The 19,550-nt window shown below is 41.1% G+C and carries 18 protein-coding genes; 6 read left to right on the forward strand and 12 right to left on the reverse strand.

From position 1 onward, the window contains the following. Window positions 1–3: 3 nt before the first annotated feature. Both C5749_RS07090 and C5749_RS07095 read right to left on the reverse strand, forming a co-directional pair. Entirely contained in the window at window positions 4–1,317 is a 1,314-nt protein-coding gene (locus tag C5749_RS07090; RefSeq protein ID WP_105724304.1) for an efflux RND transporter periplasmic adaptor subunit, read from the reverse strand. A 10-nt stretch (window positions 1,318–1,327) separates the two neighbouring features. After that, window positions 1,328–2,680 (reverse strand): TolC family protein, encoded by a 1,353-nt coding sequence (locus tag C5749_RS07095; protein ID WP_105724306.1) that lies wholly within the window; start codon window positions 2,678–2,680, stop codon window positions 1,328–1,330. Between the two features lie 59 nt (window positions 2,681–2,739). Between C5749_RS07095 and C5749_RS07100 the strand changes: the two genes are divergently transcribed. Continuing rightward, the gene (locus C5749_RS07100; protein WP_105724308.1) at window positions 2,740–3,348 is read left to right on the forward strand and encodes a polysaccharide deacetylase family protein; all 609 of its coding nucleotides are present in this window, start codon (window positions 2,740–2,742) and stop codon (window positions 3,346–3,348) included. Between the two features lie 69 nt (window positions 3,349–3,417). On the opposite strand, the gene C5749_RS07105 is transcribed toward C5749_RS07100, so the two are convergent. The 5 genes from C5749_RS07105 to C5749_RS07125 form a co-directional block, all read right to left on the reverse strand. After that, window positions 3,418–4,266: a DUF4249 domain-containing protein gene (locus tag C5749_RS07105; protein WP_245893652.1), complete on the reverse strand. Its 849-nt coding sequence runs from the start codon at window positions 4,264–4,266 to the stop codon at window positions 3,418–3,420. Further along, window positions 4,248–6,572, reverse strand: coding sequence for a TonB-dependent receptor (locus C5749_RS07110; protein WP_105724310.1), 2,325 nt, complete (start codon window positions 6,570–6,572; stop codon window positions 4,248–4,250). Before C5749_RS07110 ends, C5749_RS07105 begins: the two co-directional genes overlap by 19 nt. 8 nt (window positions 6,573–6,580) lie before the next feature. Then, on the reverse strand, window positions 6,581–7,390 hold the full coding sequence (locus C5749_RS07115) for an alpha/beta hydrolase (protein ID WP_105724312.1): 810 nt from the start codon (window positions 7,388–7,390) through the stop codon (window positions 6,581–6,583). A 9-nt stretch (window positions 7,391–7,399) separates the two neighbouring features. Further along, window positions 7,400–8,041, reverse strand: a complete 642-nt coding sequence (locus C5749_RS07120; protein WP_105724314.1) for a hypothetical protein — start codon at window positions 8,039–8,041, stop codon at window positions 7,400–7,402. 113 nt (window positions 8,042–8,154) lie between these two features. Beyond that, on the reverse strand, window positions 8,155–11,076 hold the full coding sequence (locus C5749_RS07125; protein WP_342748689.1) for an FAD-binding and (Fe-S)-binding domain-containing protein: 2,922 nt from the start codon (window positions 11,074–11,076) through the stop codon (window positions 8,155–8,157). Window positions 11,077–11,307: 231 nt separating this feature from the next. On the opposite strand from C5749_RS07125, the gene C5749_RS07130 reads away from it, so the two are divergent. The 4 genes from C5749_RS07130 to C5749_RS07145 all read left to right on the forward strand — a co-directional run bounded on the left by C5749_RS07130 (window position 11,308) and on the right by C5749_RS07145 (window position 14,852). Next, on the forward strand, window positions 11,308–11,790 hold the full coding sequence (locus C5749_RS07130; RefSeq protein WP_105724316.1) for an Lrp/AsnC family transcriptional regulator: 483 nt from the start codon (window positions 11,308–11,310) through the stop codon (window positions 11,788–11,790). Between the two features lies 1 nt (window position 11,791). After that, complete coding sequence (locus C5749_RS07135; RefSeq protein ID WP_105724318.1) at window positions 11,792–12,892, forward strand: DMT family transporter; 1,101 nt, start codon at window positions 11,792–11,794, stop codon at window positions 12,890–12,892. Window positions 12,893–12,996: 104 nt separating this feature from the next. Then, window positions 12,997–13,761 carry a DUF4397 domain-containing protein gene (locus tag C5749_RS07140; protein ID WP_105724320.1) on the forward strand — a complete coding sequence of 255 codons (765 nt, stop codon included), beginning with the start codon at window positions 12,997–12,999 and terminating at the stop codon, window positions 13,759–13,761. A gap of 131 nt (window positions 13,762–13,892) precedes the next feature. Continuing rightward, window positions 13,893–14,852, forward strand: coding sequence for a glycoside hydrolase family 43 protein (locus C5749_RS07145; RefSeq protein WP_105724322.1), 960 nt, complete (start codon window positions 13,893–13,895; stop codon window positions 14,850–14,852). Window positions 14,853–15,151: 299 nt separating this feature from the next. Here C5749_RS07145 and C5749_RS07150 read toward each other — a convergent pair whose 3' ends face one another. From C5749_RS07150 to C5749_RS07170, 5 genes are all read right to left on the reverse strand, one after another. Further along, window positions 15,152–15,811, reverse strand: coding sequence for a response regulator transcription factor (locus C5749_RS07150; protein ID WP_105724324.1), 660 nt, complete (start codon window positions 15,809–15,811; stop codon window positions 15,152–15,154). Further along, entirely contained in the window at window positions 15,804–16,586 is a 783-nt protein-coding gene (locus C5749_RS07155) for a sensor histidine kinase (protein WP_105724326.1), read from the reverse strand. Before C5749_RS07155 ends, C5749_RS07150 begins: the two co-directional genes overlap by 8 nt. Further along, window positions 16,556–17,209 carry a hypothetical protein gene (locus C5749_RS07160; RefSeq protein ID WP_105724328.1) on the reverse strand — a complete coding sequence of 218 codons (654 nt, stop codon included), beginning with the start codon at window positions 17,207–17,209 and terminating at the stop codon, window positions 16,556–16,558. The genes C5749_RS07155 and C5749_RS07160 overlap by 31 nt, the downstream gene beginning before the upstream one ends. Before the next feature lie 13 nt (window positions 17,210–17,222). Next, window positions 17,223–17,990 carry a hypothetical protein gene (locus C5749_RS07165; protein WP_105724330.1) on the reverse strand — a complete coding sequence of 256 codons (768 nt, stop codon included), beginning with the start codon at window positions 17,988–17,990 and terminating at the stop codon, window positions 17,223–17,225. Between the two features lie 430 nt (window positions 17,991–18,420). After that, window positions 18,421–19,035: a S24 family peptidase gene (locus tag C5749_RS07170; protein ID WP_105724332.1), complete on the reverse strand. Its 615-nt coding sequence runs from the start codon at window positions 19,033–19,035 to the stop codon at window positions 18,421–18,423. Between the two features lie 36 nt (window positions 19,036–19,071). On the opposite strand from C5749_RS07170, the gene C5749_RS07175 reads away from it, so the two are divergent. Then, window positions 19,072–19,500 carry a hypothetical protein gene (locus C5749_RS07175; RefSeq protein ID WP_105724334.1) on the forward strand — a complete coding sequence of 143 codons (429 nt, stop codon included), beginning with the start codon at window positions 19,072–19,074 and terminating at the stop codon, window positions 19,498–19,500. Window positions 19,501–19,550: the final 50 nt, after the last annotated feature.

The raw sequence follows: 19,550 nt of genomic DNA on the forward strand, positions 1-19,550 counted from the left end.
CCTTTAGTTCAGCGCACTCGCCTCGACCTCTTTCACTTGTGTACCATCCTGCAAAATCTTGGAAATGGCATTGAAAGGTCTGGACACCACCTTATCACCAGCTTTTAATCCCGATTTAACAATAATGTTATTATCATCCTGGATACCAGTCGTTACCTCTGTCATATCTACCACATCTCCATTCAGGACAAATACATATTCCTTTATGTCAGCATTGTTCACTGAATCCACATTATTTATATTTTCCCGCACGGTCACTGCCTGAATCGGGACAACGAGACCTTTATCCGATTTTGTATGAATCTGTACCGTTGCCGATAAACCGGGTTTAAACGGAGAAGCGTTTTTATTATCCTCATCTATCAAATCTTCATACGAAGATGCCTGGATACGTACTTTCACGCTAAAGTTCGTTACTTGCTCAGCAGTTGCTGCTACCGTTTCGGAACCTGCAGAAGTCGAGGAGCTTGAAATTTCAGTTACCACCCCTTTAAACTTACGTCCTTGGAAAGCATCCACTTCTATCGTAGCGTCATTACCCACCTTTACTCGGTTAATATCATTTTCGTTTACTTCCACATTCACTTCCATGGTGGACATATTGGCGATACGCATAATTTCCGTTCCTGCCATCTGTGCTGTACCCACCACGCGCTCGCCGAGTTCTATTGACAACAAAGAAACTACACCATCTGCTGGTGCATATATTGTCGTCCGAGACAAGCTATTCCCTGCTTCCTGCAATTGCGCCTGCGATTGATTCACTCCAAATCTGGAAGCCTCTACTTGCTGACGTTGAGATTCCACAGTAGCACGTGCGACTTCATAGTCAGCCCTTGCTTTGTCCATCTCCGATGCTGATATCACTTTTTTATTAAAAAGCTCTAAACTTCGATTATAGATGGCTTCCGCATTGATCAGACTCGCTTCTTGTTGCTTTAACATCTGCTGTGCAGCAGCAAGGTTGGCCTTTTGTTGGCTAACCATTGCCACAACTTGATCGTAGCTGGATTGCAACAGATCCGGTCTTACTCGGCACAGAACATCTCCTTTTTTTACAATCTGCCCTTCTCGGACGTTCAATTCTATAATCTCACCCGAAACCTCCGAGCTCAATTTCACTTCAAATTCCGGTTGCACCTTCCCACTCGCAGAAACAAGTTCCGAGATGGTTCTCTCCCCCACCTCATCTACTGCGACCTGTTGCACGCCCCCATCACCAAACCAGCCGAACTTATTTCCTATTACAACCAGTATTAAAATTACTACTGCAGAGATGACCAATATTTTAGGTAGGTTGCTCTTTTTCTTTGCCATGAAGATATCGTTAAAAAGTTATAGGGTTTCCAATATAATAGTCAATGACCTTTCCTCGAAATACCATTTCGTATTTGCGGCGAATCATTTCAAATTCTGCACTATTCATATTTGTCTGCGCGGTGAACATTTCCATCGAATTGGCCATGCCCACGTCATAACGTTCTTTAATCGTTTCATAAGCAACTTTAGATGTATTAAAAGCTACCTGTGATGCGAAATATTGCTTATTAGCAGATCTTAAATCTAAAATAGCCTGTGCAATAGTCTTTTCGAGATTCCTACGCGCCAGTGCCTCGTCATTTTGTGCTTGCATATAGCCGATCTTTGCTTTGCTTACCGCTACCTTTGTCCGATTGTTGTTAAAAATTGGTACTTGCAGACTAAGACCTCCCCGAAAAGATTTATTCTCGTTGAATTGATCGAAAAACCGAATTTGTTCTCGCGTAACCATATCATAAGCCCGAGATGAATAATTCGTTCCGTACCCCGCAGACAGATTTAATGTAGGATAATAAGCGCCTTTAGCGATATCGATATTCTTTAATGCCAGTTCCTTGTAGTAGCTAGCCTGTTCGATAGTTGGCTGCGTCAACAATGCTTTTTTAAACACATCATCGAAAGAAGTAACAGCATATTCTGCCATAATATCCGCTATACTGGGTTTTTCCAAGCTAAATGTCGTATCCGGAGATAATTCCATGAGCTGCTTTAAATTGAGTAACGAAAGTTCATAGGCATTCTCCGACGACATGATATTCAATTCATCCGTTGCCACCTGGTTTTCGGCTTGTGCTAAATCAGCTAGTGTCTTATTTCCTACCTGAAATTGGATACTATCTTGTCGTAATTGTTCCCTTGAAAGCCTAACCTGTTGCTGAGCCGCCTCAAATAGCTCTCCGTTTGTAATCGCTTCTAGATAGTTTGTTACCACAGATAAGATCAAATCATTTTTAACTTTCTCCACTTCGGTTGCATCAACCGACAATTGGATTTTATTCGCTTTAATCTGATTAATTTTTTGAAAGCCTTGGAATATGGCGATACTAGAGGATAACTGTGCGCCTGCATTTGTTGTCCAAAAATTTCCACGAATCAATTGTCCCGAGGTCTGATCAAACGTCAACCCATAATTATAAGAATTATCAACCCCTAAACTCAAATTTGGATACAATTCCGATTTCGATTGGTAAAGATCCTGTTCACTTAACTGATACCCAAACTGCGCTTGCTTAATTTGTAAATTGCGATTGAGTGTCGTTTCAATAGCCTCTTGTAATGTTACTTGCGCATATCCTTCGGGAGCCCCTATAATGAACAAAATGAAAAATAATACAGTATAATAGGATATTTTTTTTGTCATTTGATTAATTAAGCATAAAATGATTTTTAAAATTGGGACAAATTTCTGATATTATCAACATGTATTTTGTTACCGCACCTTTTTTTTTACGATGGTACTATCCAAAAGTAACATTCAATAAGTCCAGAAAAGAACAGAAGGTCTATTTGACATTCGATGATGGACCAATTCCGGAGGTAACGCCTTTCATATTGAATACACTCGCTGCACACCACATTAAGGCTACTTTTTTTTGTGTAGGTGATAACATAGCGAAAAACAGAGACATTTACGAACGTATTCTTGCAGAAGGACATCAAGTCGGCAACCATACCTACAATCACCTACGAGGGTGGGATACCGACGACAGCGTTTATTTAGATAATATCGAAAAATGCCAACAATTAACAGGAACAACATTATTTCGTCCGCCGTATGCCCGAGCAAAAAAATCACAATTGAAAGCGCTATATGAGCAGTATGAAGTGGTCTTTTGGGATGTCCTTTCGGGTGATTTCGATACGCAAATCAGCCCGGAAAAATGCTATCAGAATGTAATTCGCCACGTGAAAAATGGTTCCATTATCGTTTTTCACGACAATATCAAAGCATTACCCCGCCTATCATATGCACTGCCTAAAGTAATCACCTATCTTCAAGAAAAAGGTTATGGTTTTGGCATATTGTAGTTCGTCGTACCAAAAATGTATATCCGTTTTAACAAAAATGCATATGCAATTTTCAAACACAGCGGTAACTTACCGCAACATGCTATCATCAAGACCATCCCAATCGAAGTTCATATCCATAATTTGCATTTGAAATTCTTGCGCTGAGGCTACAGAAAAATAACCCAAGGCATTATTGGAAATATTAGACGTTGGGTTCCCCGGGGCTGCGGAACCGGGATTCGTACTTTGATATTCATTCCAATAGTCAAAGACCTTTTCGTCTATGCAATAACGTCTCACCGTAATAATATCTCCCGGTTTCAATTCGGTATCCAAATCAGAAACCTGATGGGTGACATATAATCCATCATTGAATTTATCTTGAAACACGGAAGAGAACCGAAAGCCAATATTATTAACGGAAACGTCATATCGATAATAGTTCCGTTCATCAGGGGGATCGTTAAACTTGAATGTTGCGAAATAATAACTATCTCCAAAAATACTTTCCTCAATAATACCCGTGGAGTCTACAGCCACTGTGGGCGGCATATAGCAGGAAGACAGAAATTGTTCCCCGTCGACTTCCACATATAAACCATAAACTTGCTCCGGTACCGGTGTGAAATTCATCGCTACATAGTTTCCATCTCCTTCATGCTGGAAACCATGTTGATTTCCCTTACTATCTACTACGAGTACATGCGCATTGGTTACGCCCAACGAGTTAACCGGTTCATTAAAAGCAACAGTTTTAGACACTCTGATACGCTGAGTAGATTGTAGGTCGGAGAGATTCGCTTCGATTACTACCCGCGGATCCGCATCGTTCAAGTTAATATCAATTTTTTCTTCGCATGCAACGAAAAACAAAAAGATCCATACGATATAAATATAACGTCTAGCACTCATAATAATCAGAATTTGAAATTCCATGTTACCGATGGAATGATACCGAACAGCGCTATTTTATAAGCCTCTGTTATATTCGCATTGCTTTCGTTCTCGCGAAAGTCGATGATGTATGCGTTCCGCCGATTATACGCGTTATAAACACCAAATGTCCAACTGGATTGGAAACGCTTCTTTGAAGGTAGCGGTTCATAAGTCGCCGAAAAATCCAATCGATGATAATTGGGCATCCTATAACCATTTCTTTCCGTGTAATAGAACATCGTTTTGCCATCAACCTCATATTTTCCACTTGGAAAAGTTACCGCGTTACCCGTTTGGTAGACAAAGGTCGCGCCAAGCGTCCATTTTTTTGACAGCTCATACATTCCCACCACAGAAACATCATGCGTCCGATCCTGACGGGCTCTAAACCACTGTCCACCATCAATCTCATCAAACTTTCGCTCACTTTTTGCCAGCGTATAGCTTATCCAACCATTCAGCCTCCCTGTATTCTTTCGAAGGTATGCTTCCAAACCATAAGCTCGTCCGATGCCGTACAATAGATCTCCTTCTAAATATTGGTTTGCCTGTAAATCTGCTCCATTCCGGAAATCTATCTGGTTGTCCATATGCTTATAATAGGTCTCTACCGAGAATTCGTACCGATTGTTCTTGAAGTTTCGGAAGTACCCGATCGCAATCTGATCGGCGATTTGGGGTTTGATATTCAGACTACTTACTACGTATTGATCCGTCGGTAAACTCGACGTGGTATTCGTTAACTGATGTAGGTTTTGGGCTATACGATTATAAGATGCCTTGACACTATGCCGCTCACTCAGCAAAAAACTAGCTGAAAAACGAGGTTCGATATTTAAGTAATGCTTGGCCACAGTACCCTTTCCATAATACTGCTCTCCTATTGGCTCGCCGTCTTCGTCATAGCCGTAAAAAGTTCCCGGACCCATCACCATAAAATCCGTAAGACGCACACCATAAAGCAATGAAAGCCAATCAGCCGGCTTCCAGGTATGCGAAACGTAGGCTGCCAGCTCTATCCCCTGGCGATTATCTACATTCACATCGTTGACCGACGTATTTTCCCCCGCTGTTATGCTCGCCGGATAAATGGACTGTTGCAAGGCATGTACACCGAAACGCCAAGTACTTATCGGATTAGTATAGTAAGAAAAGTCCTGTTTCAAATTCCAGTTACGAATTTTCGATGCAATGCCAAAATCAGTATCATCGTTGGACACCTGCACGCTATAGTTAAAATCACTGTAAATCAACGATGTATTACTAAACAATTTATCGCTAAAAATATGGTTCCATCGCACGGTTGCCGTCGCATTACCCCAATCAAAATTAAAAAGATCGGAATACCCTAAATCATCTTTGCCAAAATATCCAGATAAATAAAGCGTGTTTTTATCGTTAAAACGAAAATTGAGTTTTGCGTTTAAATCATAAAAATAAAGTTTGCTTTTATTGACGTCTTCATCGTTTGAAAGCTTTAAAAACATATCTGCATAGGTACGCCGCCCACTGATCATAAACGAACTTTTGTCCTTAACCAAAGGACCTTCCACTTTTAGACGCGAAGCAATCAAACCTACTCCTCCCTCGGTTACAAATTTCTTTTGATTACCGTCCATCATAGCGATATCTAATACGGACGAAATGCGGCCACCAAACTGCGCTGGAATTCCTCCTTTATACAATTGCACATCCTTAATAGCATCAGAATTGAATGTCGAGAAAAAGCCCAACAAATGGGAAGCATTGTAAACAGTAGCCTCGTCGAGCAAAATTAGATTTTGGTCACCGCCACCGCCACGAACATAAAAATTAGAAGAGCCCTCTCCCCCGTTTTGCACGCCGGGTAATAACTGTATAGTTTTCAGCAAGTCCTTTTCGCCGAAAACAACCGGTACATTCTTCACTTCCTCCATCGTGAAGTTGAGCACCCCCATCTGTGGATTCGTTACGTTATCGTCTTTCCTTTTTGCCGATACCACTACCTCCTCGAGTTCATTTTCCGTTTTGCGGAGATTTGCGTGTAATCTCCTATTAGCGTCAAGTTCGATCTCTTCGACATAAGTCTGGTACCCTACATAGCTAAATACCAACCGATGCCTTCCTGTTGGTAGTGTCAAGGAGTAAAAACCATAAGCATTGGTGCTAACGGCCTGTTGACCGGTATCGGTGTCAATTGCTACGACAGCTCCTATTAGCGTTTCGCCCGATTCACCGTCCCGTACTGTTCCACTCAGTACAACTTGCTGCGCAAATACTGGAGCACAACCTAGTAACAGGAAAATGGTCATCCACACTTTGTTCATCTATAAGCCTAGTTAAGAGTGACCTTTTGAAAACACTGTGCAAAAAATGCCATCTGAAAATCTATCGAGCGCGCCCAATATTCTCCGTTATGTTTACCCGGCATCGTGAGATAATGATGCGCTATATTCATATAGGTAAGCTTTTCATGCAACTTATTATTCACCTCGAAAAAGAAATCTTCTGTTCCACAATCTATAAATAATTCAAGGGATTTCGGTTTAACCAGGTGAGTTAATTCGATAACCGTATGCGCGTCCCATGTTTTCGGTTCTTGATGATATTCGCCTAAATGCGTCTTCATCCCCCAATTATCGGGAAAAGGACGGATATCCACACCGCCCGAGGTGCTACCCGCGAAAGCAAAAAGATCCTGATTGCGAAACGCCAAATACAATGCTCCATGTCCCCCCATACTGAGTCCCGTTATTGCCCGGTTAATCCGGTCACTTCCAACCTGATATTGTTGTTCTATAAAAGGTATTAGTTCTTTCGTAATATAGCTCTCGTAAAGGTAATTGTTCTTAGGGGTATCCCAATACCAGCTATTGAAACCACCATCAGGACAAACCACCAAATATCCATAGGTATCGACAAGTTGCTCGATATGGGGTGCAGTTTTGATCCAACTTGCATAATTGCCTGAATATCCGTGCAGCAAATAAAGAGTGGAGGTTGCCTTTTTATTTTCTGGAGAAATAACAACAGCCTTGATATCTTTGTTCATCTGTGCACTCCGTACGTTGATCGTATCGACAGTCGCGGCATGCAATTGTAGCATACCAGCGATTGTCGCTAGTAAAAGAAAAATATATTTCATATCTCCCTTTTACAAACCACTTGTAAATGCCGACAATATACGTGGATATTGCTCACCATCTTTCGCCCACATTTTGAATGAGCGATTATACAAATTCAATTCTGCAAACATTTCGGCTTCTTCTCCAACACTATTGGCCAAAAATAGCTTAAACGCATAAGTTCCATTTCCGGTTAAATCCACTACAGTCTTGTTGGAGGAAAATACAAGAGGTGCTATTACGGCGGCCGTCATCCCGCTATCAACTTGCTGCTTATAAAGCGTCGCCACAGCCTTCACAAATCTGTCAGACTCATTTCCGATGGAACTGAATTTGATCGCTCCCTTATGAAAGGCTTTTTCTTCGTTTACGTTTCCATCCTCAAAAACACCTGCCGGAATATTTTTAGTTATCTCGATTTGAAGTCCAATCGTATCTTTGTCGTTTAAGGACTTTCCAATATATACCATAGCGGAATCCGTCTCTGTCGATTTTACCAAGGACAAGAAGATAGCCGGATTATCCGTCGTAGACGTTGCTACATACTGCCTAAGGTTAGCCGTCAAGGCATCTTCGGTTGCATTTTCGTTACCCTTTTGGTTATTGCCACAGCTTATTAATGTCGAGGCCAACATCATAACTGCTGTCGCTTGTAAAATTGTACTTTTCATATTCCAATTGTATTATTTATTGAATAAATACAAACCTAAAAAAAATGCTTAGCATTCACGAATCCAATGTTAAATGAGTTTCATTCATGCCGATGCGCAACTCTTTTGTAGCATCATTGTAATAAAGCATCATATAATATTTCTACGGGATGATAAGATCTTCTTCCCGCACCATCCTTGATTTGATGACGACAAGACGTTCCTGCAGCGGCAATAAGCGTGTGTTCATCCGTCGCACGTACCGTCGGTAAAAGGACAAGTTCTCCTACTTTCATGGATACCTCATAATGCTCCTCCTCATACCCGAAGGAGCCCGCCATACCACAACAACCCGAAGGTATAATTTCCACACCGTAATTCTGAGGAAACGACAATAATCTCTCTGTATAACCAACCAAATGAAAGGCTTTTTGATAACAATGTCCGTGCAGCTTGACCGTCTTTATCTCCTTCGTAAACTGCTCTTGATGGATCTTACCAGCATCTATCTCCCTAACAAGAAACTCATCAATCATCCATGTCCGATTGGCTAACTCACGCGCCGCCTCGTACAGGTGCGGATCAACCAATTCCACGTACTCATCTCGAAAGGTAAGAATAGCAGAAGGCTCTATCCCCAAAAGAGGCGTCTCTTCTGTTATCAAGTCTTTTAAGAGTTCTACGTTTTTTTCAGCTATCTTTTTAGCTTCCTTTACAAAACCTTTAGATAAGTATGTCCGGCCGCTTTCCACGTGTTTTGGTATAATAACTTCATACCCCAATGATGTCAATAATTTATAGGCTGTTATACCAATAGCCGTATCGTTATATTCCGTAAACTCATCGCTAAACAAATACACCTTTCGTTTGTGGCTTTTCGCAGGTTGTTTCCGCACCCATTTAGATAACGTCGTGAAATTTACGGTTGGCAACGAACGTTTAGGCGCAAAACCTACCACAGATTTCACCATATCCGCAAGAAACGGTGTTTTGACTACCAAGTTATACAGCGGCGCAACATAAGATCCTAACCGCTGACTTTTGGTAAAATTGGCGATGACTGAAGAGCGGAATGGCACACCGTGTGCATCATAATAATGTTGTAGGAACTCCGCTTTCATCTTGGCGACATCTACGCGCGATGGGCATTCGCTTTTACAAGCTTTGCAGCTTAAACACAAATCCATCACCTCTTTTATCTCCTCATGGTCAAACCGATTTGCTTTTGTCGAATTTGTCAGAAATTGACGAAGCATATTTGCCCTTGCCCTCGTAGTATCTTTTTCATTCCGAGTCGCCATAAATGATGGACACATCGTGCCTCCAGTAATTTCTGTTTTCCGGCAATCACCGGAACCGGAACATTTTTCTGCTAGACGTAGAATATCCTCGTCTTTTGTAAAATCAAAATAGGTTTTTATCTGTTTACCATCTACCACTTTATCATAGCGCAAAGAAGTATCCATCGGCGGAGTATTAACAATCTTATTTGCATTGAACACACCCCGAGGATCGAAAATTGCTTTTGTCTCCTGCAACAATTTGTATACCTGTTCACCCAGCACTTTCCCGATAAATTCACCTCGCAAACGCCCATCACCATGTTCTCCACTCAACGAACCATTATACTTCAAAACCAAATCTGTGGTACGTTCCAAGATTGATCGGAATTTCTGACGCCCTTGCGTCGTTTTTAGATTAATAAAAGGCTCAATATGCAACTCTCCCGCTCCTGCATGTGCATAATAAGAAGCATGCACATTTTCCTCCTCCAGCAAGACCTGTATATCTTTTACGTATGCCGGTAGGTCTTCCGGCGAAACGGCACAGTCTTCAATGAGATTAACTGGTTGTTCATCACCTGGAAGATTCCGTATTAAGCCCAATCCCGCTTTACGCACATCCCAGACCAGGTTTGTTTGTTCTGCACCTACAACAAAAGGATAAGCATAGCCCAATCCCTTGTCGACCAAATCTTTTTTCAATGCATCTGCTTTCTGATAAAGCGCAGTTTCATCATCTGCTCTAAACTCGATAATGAGCAATGCTTGCGGATCACCTTCAATGAAAAAACGATTATATTGATAAGTAGGGTGCCCCACTGTAAAATCCAAAATGTATTTATCTACCAACTCCGAAGCTTCCGGGTGATGGGACAGCGCAACGATATTACCCTCCATACATTCCACCATGTCAGCAAAATGCACACATAATAACCCAATTTCCTTGGGAGGAAGCGGCATTAGGCTTAATTTCGCTTCAGTCACAATGCCAATTGTGCCCTCCGATCCTGCCAACAACTCACATAAGTTAAACGGTTTCTCGTCATCTATCAAAAAATCCAATGCATATCCCGTATTTCGCCGGGTCAAGATCTTTTTAGGATATCCCGATGCTATTGCCTCCTTATTTTCCGGAAGCGACAACAATGCATTCAGCTCTCGGTAAATTTTACCCTCCCGCGTCTGGGAAGCCAATTTTTTGAAAAGCGCAGCCTCATCCATCGCCTTAAAAACAACCTCTGACGTATCATCGAGCAACACCTTAGCTTCCAATAAGCACTTGCGCGTATCTCCCCAAACGATGGAATGTAAACCGGAGGAATTATTACCAATCATACCTCCAATCATCGCACGACTTGCTGTCGAAGTTTCTGGACCAAACATTAATCCATGCGCCCGAAGATAGTTATTCAAGTCATCACGGATTACACCGGGCTGTACACGCACCCAACGTTCACTCACATTCAACTCCAAAATTTGATTAAAACAGTGCGATACATCGACGACTATGCCGCTCCCTACTACTTGGCCTGCTAGGGAGGTACCGGCTGTCCGTGGAATGAGTGTCAAACGCTGTTCACCCGCAAATAAAATAAGGTTCTTTAAATCTTCCTTGCCTTGTGGAATCGCCACCGCAAGGGGGATTTCCTGATATACGGAAGCATCGGTTGCATAAGCCAATCGCATCGTCTGATGCTGTGGGTTTTCAGGCAAATAAAACAGCTCGCCCATTAGCAAGGAAGAAAGTCGGTTTAGTTCTTGTATAATCTGCACGTTTGTTTAATAGTTTGACAGGAACAAATTTATGTTCTTTTTTCCGTAAAAAGAACCAGAATCTCGTCGCTTCGGATATTTGAAATAATAGATAGAGCAAAGGAGGAACCCCTACATACTTTCAAAAAACATAATAGAAATAATATTCACTCAAAAAACATAATAAAAGAATTTTATTCTAAATAAATTAGAATGTTTTGAATATAATTCACAAATACTTATCTTTGCAGCATGACAACAAAACTGGAATTCAGCTTAGATCAAATTGATTATCAGATTCTTCGAATTATGCAAGAAAACGCTCGTACAAACAATGCGGATATTGCGCGGGAGCTGGGAATGGCACCCTCTGCTATCCTAGAACGGGTCAAGAAATTGGAGCAAAAACAGGTCATCCTCCAGTATAATGCGAAAATCAATCCAGATGCACTCGATCAAAAGCTATTGTCTTTTATTTTCATTAAGGCACAAGATCCGATTGGAACGCAAAAGGTAGGAATACTTTTAGCTAAAATTCCGGAGGTACAAGAGGTACATGATATTGCAGGTGATGACGGGTATCTAATTAAGGTACGCACGAATGATGCAGCCGGTTTAGTAGATTTGATGCGCAATTCATTAGGAAAAATAGAAGAGATTATTTCCACACGCACCACCATTGTATTAGAAACAGTGAAAGAAGAACAAAAACTTGTTATTCCGACAGAAGATTAATATGACAAAAGGAAATCAAAGTATACCTACTACAGGCAGTATAATTTTTGCTTACCTCGTAGTATACATCGTATGGGGTTCTACCTTTTTCTTTATTGAAAAGGCGTTGCGGAGCTTTAGTCCCTTTGTATTAGGTTCTATCCGCTTTATTATAGCCGGCTCGCTATTGATGGGATATTGTTATTTTAAGGGCTACAAACTCTTTGCAAAAACAGCCGTAAAAGATGCCCTATTTGTTGGTTTTTTATTGCTCTTCGTCGACATGGCCGCAATTATTTGGGCCGAACAGTATATTTCGAGTGCTATTGTTACTATTATCGCAGCAGCGACAGCTATCTGGTTTGTTGTTTTTGACAAACCAAAATGGAAAGAGAACTTTTCTAGTTTACCTACCGTATTAGGGTTGATTTTTGGCTTTCTGGGTGTATTTATGTTGTTTGCCGAACAACTTTTTGCACAGGAGGGCCCCTCTGGGGATAAAAGCATAAAAATTACAGCCATGTTCGTACTGGTCTTCGGAACTATTGCTTGGACAGTAGGGTCTCTTATATCCAAATATAGCAAAGAAAAAAGAACACTACAGATGCAGAAACGTGGAGAAGATGATGTACACGTCTTGGTAAAAACAGCCTGGCAAATGGTCTGCGCTGGCGTTGCCTTTACCGTAGTTGCCAGCATAAACGGTGAATATGCCCGTTTTCAAATACAAGACGTACTCCTAGCGGACTGGGGAGGAATTATCTACCTAGCTACTATGGGGTCGATTTTGGCTTTCGGTAGTTATATATGGTTATTACAGCACAGACCTGCAACGGAAGTCAGTACACACGCATATATAAATCCCATCGTTGCCTTGGTTTTGGCACACTATTTCACCGACCATCATGTCACCTCATTGCAGATTATAGGATTATTTATCGTATTAGGCAGCGTCTTACTAATGAACTGGAATCTTTACAAAAACAATAAAAAAGTTCGAGTCTACAAACGTGCGAAACGGATAAAGAAACTACGAGAATTAGCATCACATAGTAGTATCCCCCGTATTATGGCGCTTTCTAACTTTAATCAAAAACACGAAAAGAGAAAAGAGCACCTATGACTCATTAACCATCTAAGGATTATATGTATGATAAAAACTTTTTTTAGCTGTAGCATTTGCTTACTGTTACCCGTATTAATTCCAAAATATATCGAGCAAATACAATGAAAAAGTTATCACTACAATTTTGTTTTTTGTTACTTATCAGCCTCTTCACATTTAGCAGTTGTCTGAAAGATAATGATGATGGTCCGTGGAATGACATGCCTGCAGCTGGCGTCATGTATTTCGTAAATAGTTTTCCTGATGCAACGTCTGGTTTACTGTATCAACTAGACGGCAACACCATTAGCAATCCGCTAAACGGTGTGCCCATGGTATTAGAATATCAAAAATTTTCTGGCGCCCAGTTATTACACCCAGGTAATCGCAAATTAACGATAAGGAATTACAACAACGGTCAAGACGTTTTAGCAGACACGACACTGACCATCAAGGTAGATAGCGGCTATACTTCTTTTGTATATGGAACAGCAGAACAACCTATATTTGCCCTGGCGCAGGATAAGGTTGTGGAAAACTTGGGAGAAAATGAATCCGGCATACGCTTCTTGAACTTAGCAAATGGTGTGGGCGCTGTAAATTTACTTATTGAAGGCGAAGATGAGCCATTATACAATAATCGACCTATCGAAACAGGATCTTCAGTGGTAGCACACCAAGCTTTCCAAGCACAAACAAGCGGTACTTATACACTTAAGGTCACTGATGCGAGTGGCAACGTACTGGCAACAAGAGAAGGAAGAGAATTAAAAAGAAGCGAATTGGTAAATGGCCAACGGTATCACGCTTATTATACCATTATGTTGATAGGTAAAGCCGGCGACGAGAACACACCATTATATATTGGCGTGGTAGAACACCGCTGATTATCTTTTGACATGCAGTAGAGATGCAAACCCAAAGGGAAACCCTGCATCTCTACCTATACAATTAGGATTATAAGTACACAAAAAACAGATTGTTTTTTTATCTTTAAAAAACAAATAATCCTATTCATATGAACAAAGTAACGTTTTTTATCTGTTTTTATCTTTTATTGGGAGCTTCAGGTGTATCCGCACAACAGAACCCCGTTTTCCCAGGATGGTATGCGGATCCCGAAGGCATTATATATGATAATACGTATTGGATTTTTCCGACCTACTCCGCCCCTTACGAAGAACAAGTGTTTTTCGATGCTTTTTCCTCTAAAGATTTAGTCAACTGGGAAAAACACCCGCGCATTATTGACACCTCAGAAGTAAAATGGGCCAACAAGGCCATGTGGGCACCGAGTATTATAGAGAAAGACGGGAAATATTATTTTTTCTTTAGCGCAAATGACGTCCACGAAGGAGAAATCGGCGGTATAGGTGTATCCGTTGCCGACAGGCCAGAAGGTCCATATAAAGATTTGTTGGGGAAACCGTTGATCAACGAGATTGTCCATGGCGCACAACCTATTGACCAATTTGTTTTTAAAGATAAAGACGGACAATATTATATGTTTTATGGAGGTTGGCGTCATTGTAATGTAGTGAAATTAAGCAATGACTTCAAAAGCTTAGTGCCTTTTGAGGACGGCAACATTTATAAAGAAGTAACACCTGAAAATTATGTAGAAGGCCCCTTCATGTTTATCCGAAACAACAAATACTATTTTATGTGGTCAGAAGGCGGTTGGACCGGACCAGATTATAAAGTCGCTTATGCTATATCAGACAGCCCTTTTGGTCCGTTTGAACGTATTGGAACTATTTTGGAACAAGACGAGGATATTGCTAAAGGCGCAGGGCATCATTCGGTTATCAAAATCCCGAACGAAGACACCTATTATATTGTTTACCATCGCAGACCTTTAAATAAAACTGGAGCCAACGAACGGGAAACCTGTATTGACCGTATGACGTTCGACGAACAAGGCTATATCAATCCGGTAAAAATGACGGTTGAAGGGGTAAAACATGTTTTACGTTAATGTTCCATAAAGAAGGTTTTCTTCTTCATTTTTTCTTGATAAAAAACGAAGCAAAAAATCAAGGCTGAGTATGGTTCGGCTATCTTTTCTTGTCTATTCCTAAACAGAATTGAACTCGTTTCACTCAAACAAAATTCTGTTTTTTACGGAATAGCCGGCGCAAAGACGACCGCCGAATAATACAAGGCCGATTTACTCCGCTTGGCCGCTCGTCACTATTGATCGCGTTAGCTTCCGCCATTCCTCTCCATTGGAGAGGTGCCCGTTTAACGGGCGGGGTGGTCTGTACGATCCCTTAGCTAATCTAATTTTACAAATCCATTTTTGATAGCATACATCGCCAAGCCAGTTCGAGTTTTGAGCTGCAGTTTTTCACACACGGCATTACGGTAACCTTCTACCGTACGAACACTGACACACATCTCGTCTGCTATTTCCGCATAGCTCTTTTCGGAACAGATCTGCTTGAGAAATTCCGTTTCGCGGTCGGTGAGCTTGATAAAGGTACGAATGTCGCCTTCCTCGGTCAAGGTCTGAATGGATAGCAGCACCTTGCGGGTAATCAGTTCGTTGAAGAAATAGCCTATCGTCAGCACTTCTTCAAATGCCCGTTTGAGTTCACTGGGTTCTGCGTCTTTAAGCACATAGCCTTTGGCTCCATGCCGGATCATTTTGATGATAGCCGATTCGGCATCCATGGTGCTGAGTGCAAGGGTTTTGACCGTCGGACGGTTGATCCGTAACCACTCAGCCGTCGCATAGCCGTCCATTTCGGGCATACTGATATCGAGCAGGACAATGTCGGGCAATTGCTCCGCTTGCAAGCGATGGATCAAATCCCTTCCATTGGAAGCTTCCAAGATGACTTGGTAACCCAGAAAGCAATTGATGAGTCCGGCCAATCCCTTTCGGAAAAGAGCATGATCATCCACGATGGCGATATGTTTAGTATTAGTCATAAGGAATGTATAATATAATAGTTGTACCTTCCCCAGAAGCGCTGTTGATGTCAACGTGACCACCCATGAGCGCCGCTCGGGTTTTAATATTTTGCAGACCGAGGCCCCCTGTTCCAGTTTTTTCGATATCAAAACCGAGACCATTGTCGCGAATACAGATGCTTAACCCACTGTCTGCAAAGTCAAACAAAACTTCTATTTCGGTCGCCTGCGCGTGTTTCAAAATATTTTGTAGACTTTCCTGTACGATTCGAAAAGCAATCGCCTTGCTCTGCTCAGGCAACGTACGCTCCACGCCTTCTGTACGCAAATAACACTGCATCAAACCATTGCGGCCGATGCGCTGCAGTTCCTGACTAACGGCCTGCGTCAACGGTATCCATTGCAACCGTTCACTACTCAAGCTTTTCGCGATGTCACGCAGATCGGTCATGGCCTGCCCTACATTCGACTTGATATCCTCAAGCAAATCCTTGTCGACAGCAGTGGTTTGCCCGGCAATATTAAGTTGTACTTTCGCTAAACTCAGCAATTGCCCTACGTTATCGTGTATCTCCCGGCTGATGGAATCAAAGGTTTCCTCTTGCATTTCCAGCCGCGACTCCAACAATTGCTTCTGGTACGCTTCAGACATCGCCTTCTTCTCTTCCCTGTATCGGAATTTGCGCCGCTGATGGTTGAACATAATCAATACCATTACGCACAGCAAGGCCATGAACAGTACAACCACCGTAATGATGACGGCTAAGATCTCTTGGTAATGGTCAACTGGCATATAAAGGCATAGGTAAACAGGGAATACATCACAATATTAGAAATTTGTAAAGGGATCCACAGTAGCGTCGCCAAGTTAGCATGATATTCGGTTAAAAAACGGTACATCCCCATATAGGGTACACTACAGACATAAAAGAAAATCAAACCAATAGCAATCCAAAAAGTACCATTAAACCGCAGCATCATAGGTTCGTCTGCCGCTAATAATTGATAGCAGTAGATGACTGCCCAGAGAATTGTACACACACCTCCCGATATAAACACATAGCTATTCCATTCGTCCATCTGGAAAACAAAGAACATCAGAAAATACCAGCATACCGGATACAAGTATAGAAAAATCTGCATGATTTTCCGAAAAACACGAGATTTAACGAGTTGTCGAAAATAGTAAGCAAATGCTAGATATTGTACAAGATGAAAAAAGTTATAGATATGTACGCTTGTCGTCTCTGATGAGAACTCAGTTTTGTAAAAAACGCTCCACTCTACCAAACCGGTGTACAGTACCACAAGGGCGACAACTTGAACAGGCGAAGAATGTCTTCGCTTTAGGCTAACGATGGCCGTCAATGCAGCCATCGTTAATACTCCGAGATAAATATAATACACGAGGTTCATCGGACAACGTATTTTACTTAACTGGGTCTATATTTCGAGGAGGAGGAGGAGGAACAGGCCGCCCACTATTCAAACCACTATCCAGTATTCCTTCTTGTGCTTCTCGTGTTGATCTATATCTATCCGGGTCAATTTCCTCAAAGGAGGTATCTTTCCCATCCTTTACGTAAGTAAACATCACCGAAAGCCGTTGTAAATATTTCGGCACTTGCCCCCTGCGCAAAAACCTGCCTTCCGTCGCCTTATCGGCATAGGAAATCAACTGAACTTTTAAGCTGTTAATCCTGTCTTTCTCTGCCTGATACTTAAATTCGCCCAATATTTCCGTAATGGTTTCTTTGTCAAAAAAGACATACTCCGTTTCTGTATAACCATCATCGGTGGATTCATGCAGTAGTGTCGCCGTATCATTCTGGTAATTGTTACGCAGGGCATGCGCTTTTTCAAGCGTAATGGTTTCAAATGCTCCCTTCGTATTCAGTATATAATACGTCTCGGGTAGGTTCGACCATTGTTTAACGCCGGCGAAGAGCAACACGACATCGGGCTCCCCCTTAGTTGCGGCACCGAAGTATACTGCCAAGTTGCCGCTTTTTTCGATGAGTTTTTCAATGTCCACAATGAACGCCTTTATATCGCGTATGATAAAACTCTCCGGAGCCTTGATCCTGGCATCTAGCTTTTCAAGCATCGGTTTTTTCTTCGTCTTATACCAATTTTGTCTTGCGTCGCCCACGTGTGTAGGAATAAATGTCCTCGTTGGAAGCTTTTGTTGGTCCATAATTATGATACTTTATAATATAAAAAAAATAATGTTAGTTAAACTATAGCTCCAAGATACAAGATTATTTTATGGTTTTACAAGAACCACCAAAAATAATGATAACTGAGGTTGTTAAATTACAAGATAAAATACGCTCCCCATCATTTTAAAAGGACATTTTCTTACTTCAGAAATTTTATTGACTTTTTCCAAATACCGTAATCCCCCTCTCAACAGGAGGGGGATTTCACGGGGGGGGAAATGCCGCGATTCCACGCTTGATGCACATAGTGCAATGGAGATAACTTTGCTTATATCAAATGAAGAGATAGCGCGTATTAGCCGGGGACAAGCTAAAAAATGCTATGCGATGAAATGGATAACGAACCAATACTTTAAAAGACATGAAAACGAAATCACTTTACCACAATGTAAAAAGCGAATCTCCTCAAATAGAAATCATGGAGAGAATACCTTTTACCTTGTATACCGCCTTAACATCGGCTTTGCTCATGATGATATCATCAAAATTCTGGGCATTCTTCGCTACCAGCCGCCAGCTTTTATCATCCATTCCGCGAACATATCTAACAACATTCATGCGAGAAGAAAGAATAAGATATATATCACCGAAAACGACAGCTTCCTTGTCTACCTTTTTGACAAACACCACACTTCCGTTGGCGATTTCCGGAATCATGGCGTCCCCAGGATTAACGAAGGCAAAGTCGCTGCCCGCTAAAATGGGAATCTCCAGCTCATCCGTAACTGGAAGTGTCGTCAGATCAGCTCCAAAGGCATCCAGATCAATGCTGTACAAAGGGATCTTAGCTAGGCTGGCACCCGAGGCAAGCATTTGCCCTTCGCCCGTTAGCAACCAAGTTTCGGTGATCTCTGGAAAGCGATCGACGATGATACTTGCCAGATTTTTACTGATCGAATAGTTTCCCTTTTTTATCTGGTATAATCTTTCGGCTCTATTGAGACCGATTTCCCTTGCAAAGGAATTGACATTTAATCCAAAATATTGTACAACCCGATCTAATCTTGCCCAATCTGACATATTCAAAATTCTATTTGTATAAAGATATAAAACATCATGCACAATTTACAAATTTCAAGCCAAAACATAAATATTGGCACAAAGACAATAATTAATTGCAAATTTACAATTTATTATTGCTTTTATAATAACAATTCAATTATCTTTGCACGCAAACACAATCAAAAAAATAATGTATTACTCGTAAAAGAAAAGAAAATAATCCTTCAAATACCAACTATTGATAACCTATTAGCTATGGATCCAGTTAGAAACACAAAAGATGAAAAAAGTATAAATAAAATCACAAAAAAAGAAGTAATGAACTTATTATCAATAAATAAAATACCAATAAAAGATGAAGATTATGTAAAAGAACACCTCATTATAGAAAAGAAAAGTAAGACAGATTATTATGAAATTAAGGTAACAGACATCGATGAGTCGACATATGTCTTCCAGATTGAATTAAAAACGTACCCGTAAAAAATTAAATTTAAAAAATATTTGTATTACAATATTATATTGTATATTTA

It is taken from the genome of Sphingobacterium gobiense, assembly GCF_002980575.1.
Classification (GTDB): domain Bacteria; phylum Bacteroidota; class Bacteroidia; order Sphingobacteriales; family Sphingobacteriaceae; genus Sphingobacterium; species Sphingobacterium gobiense.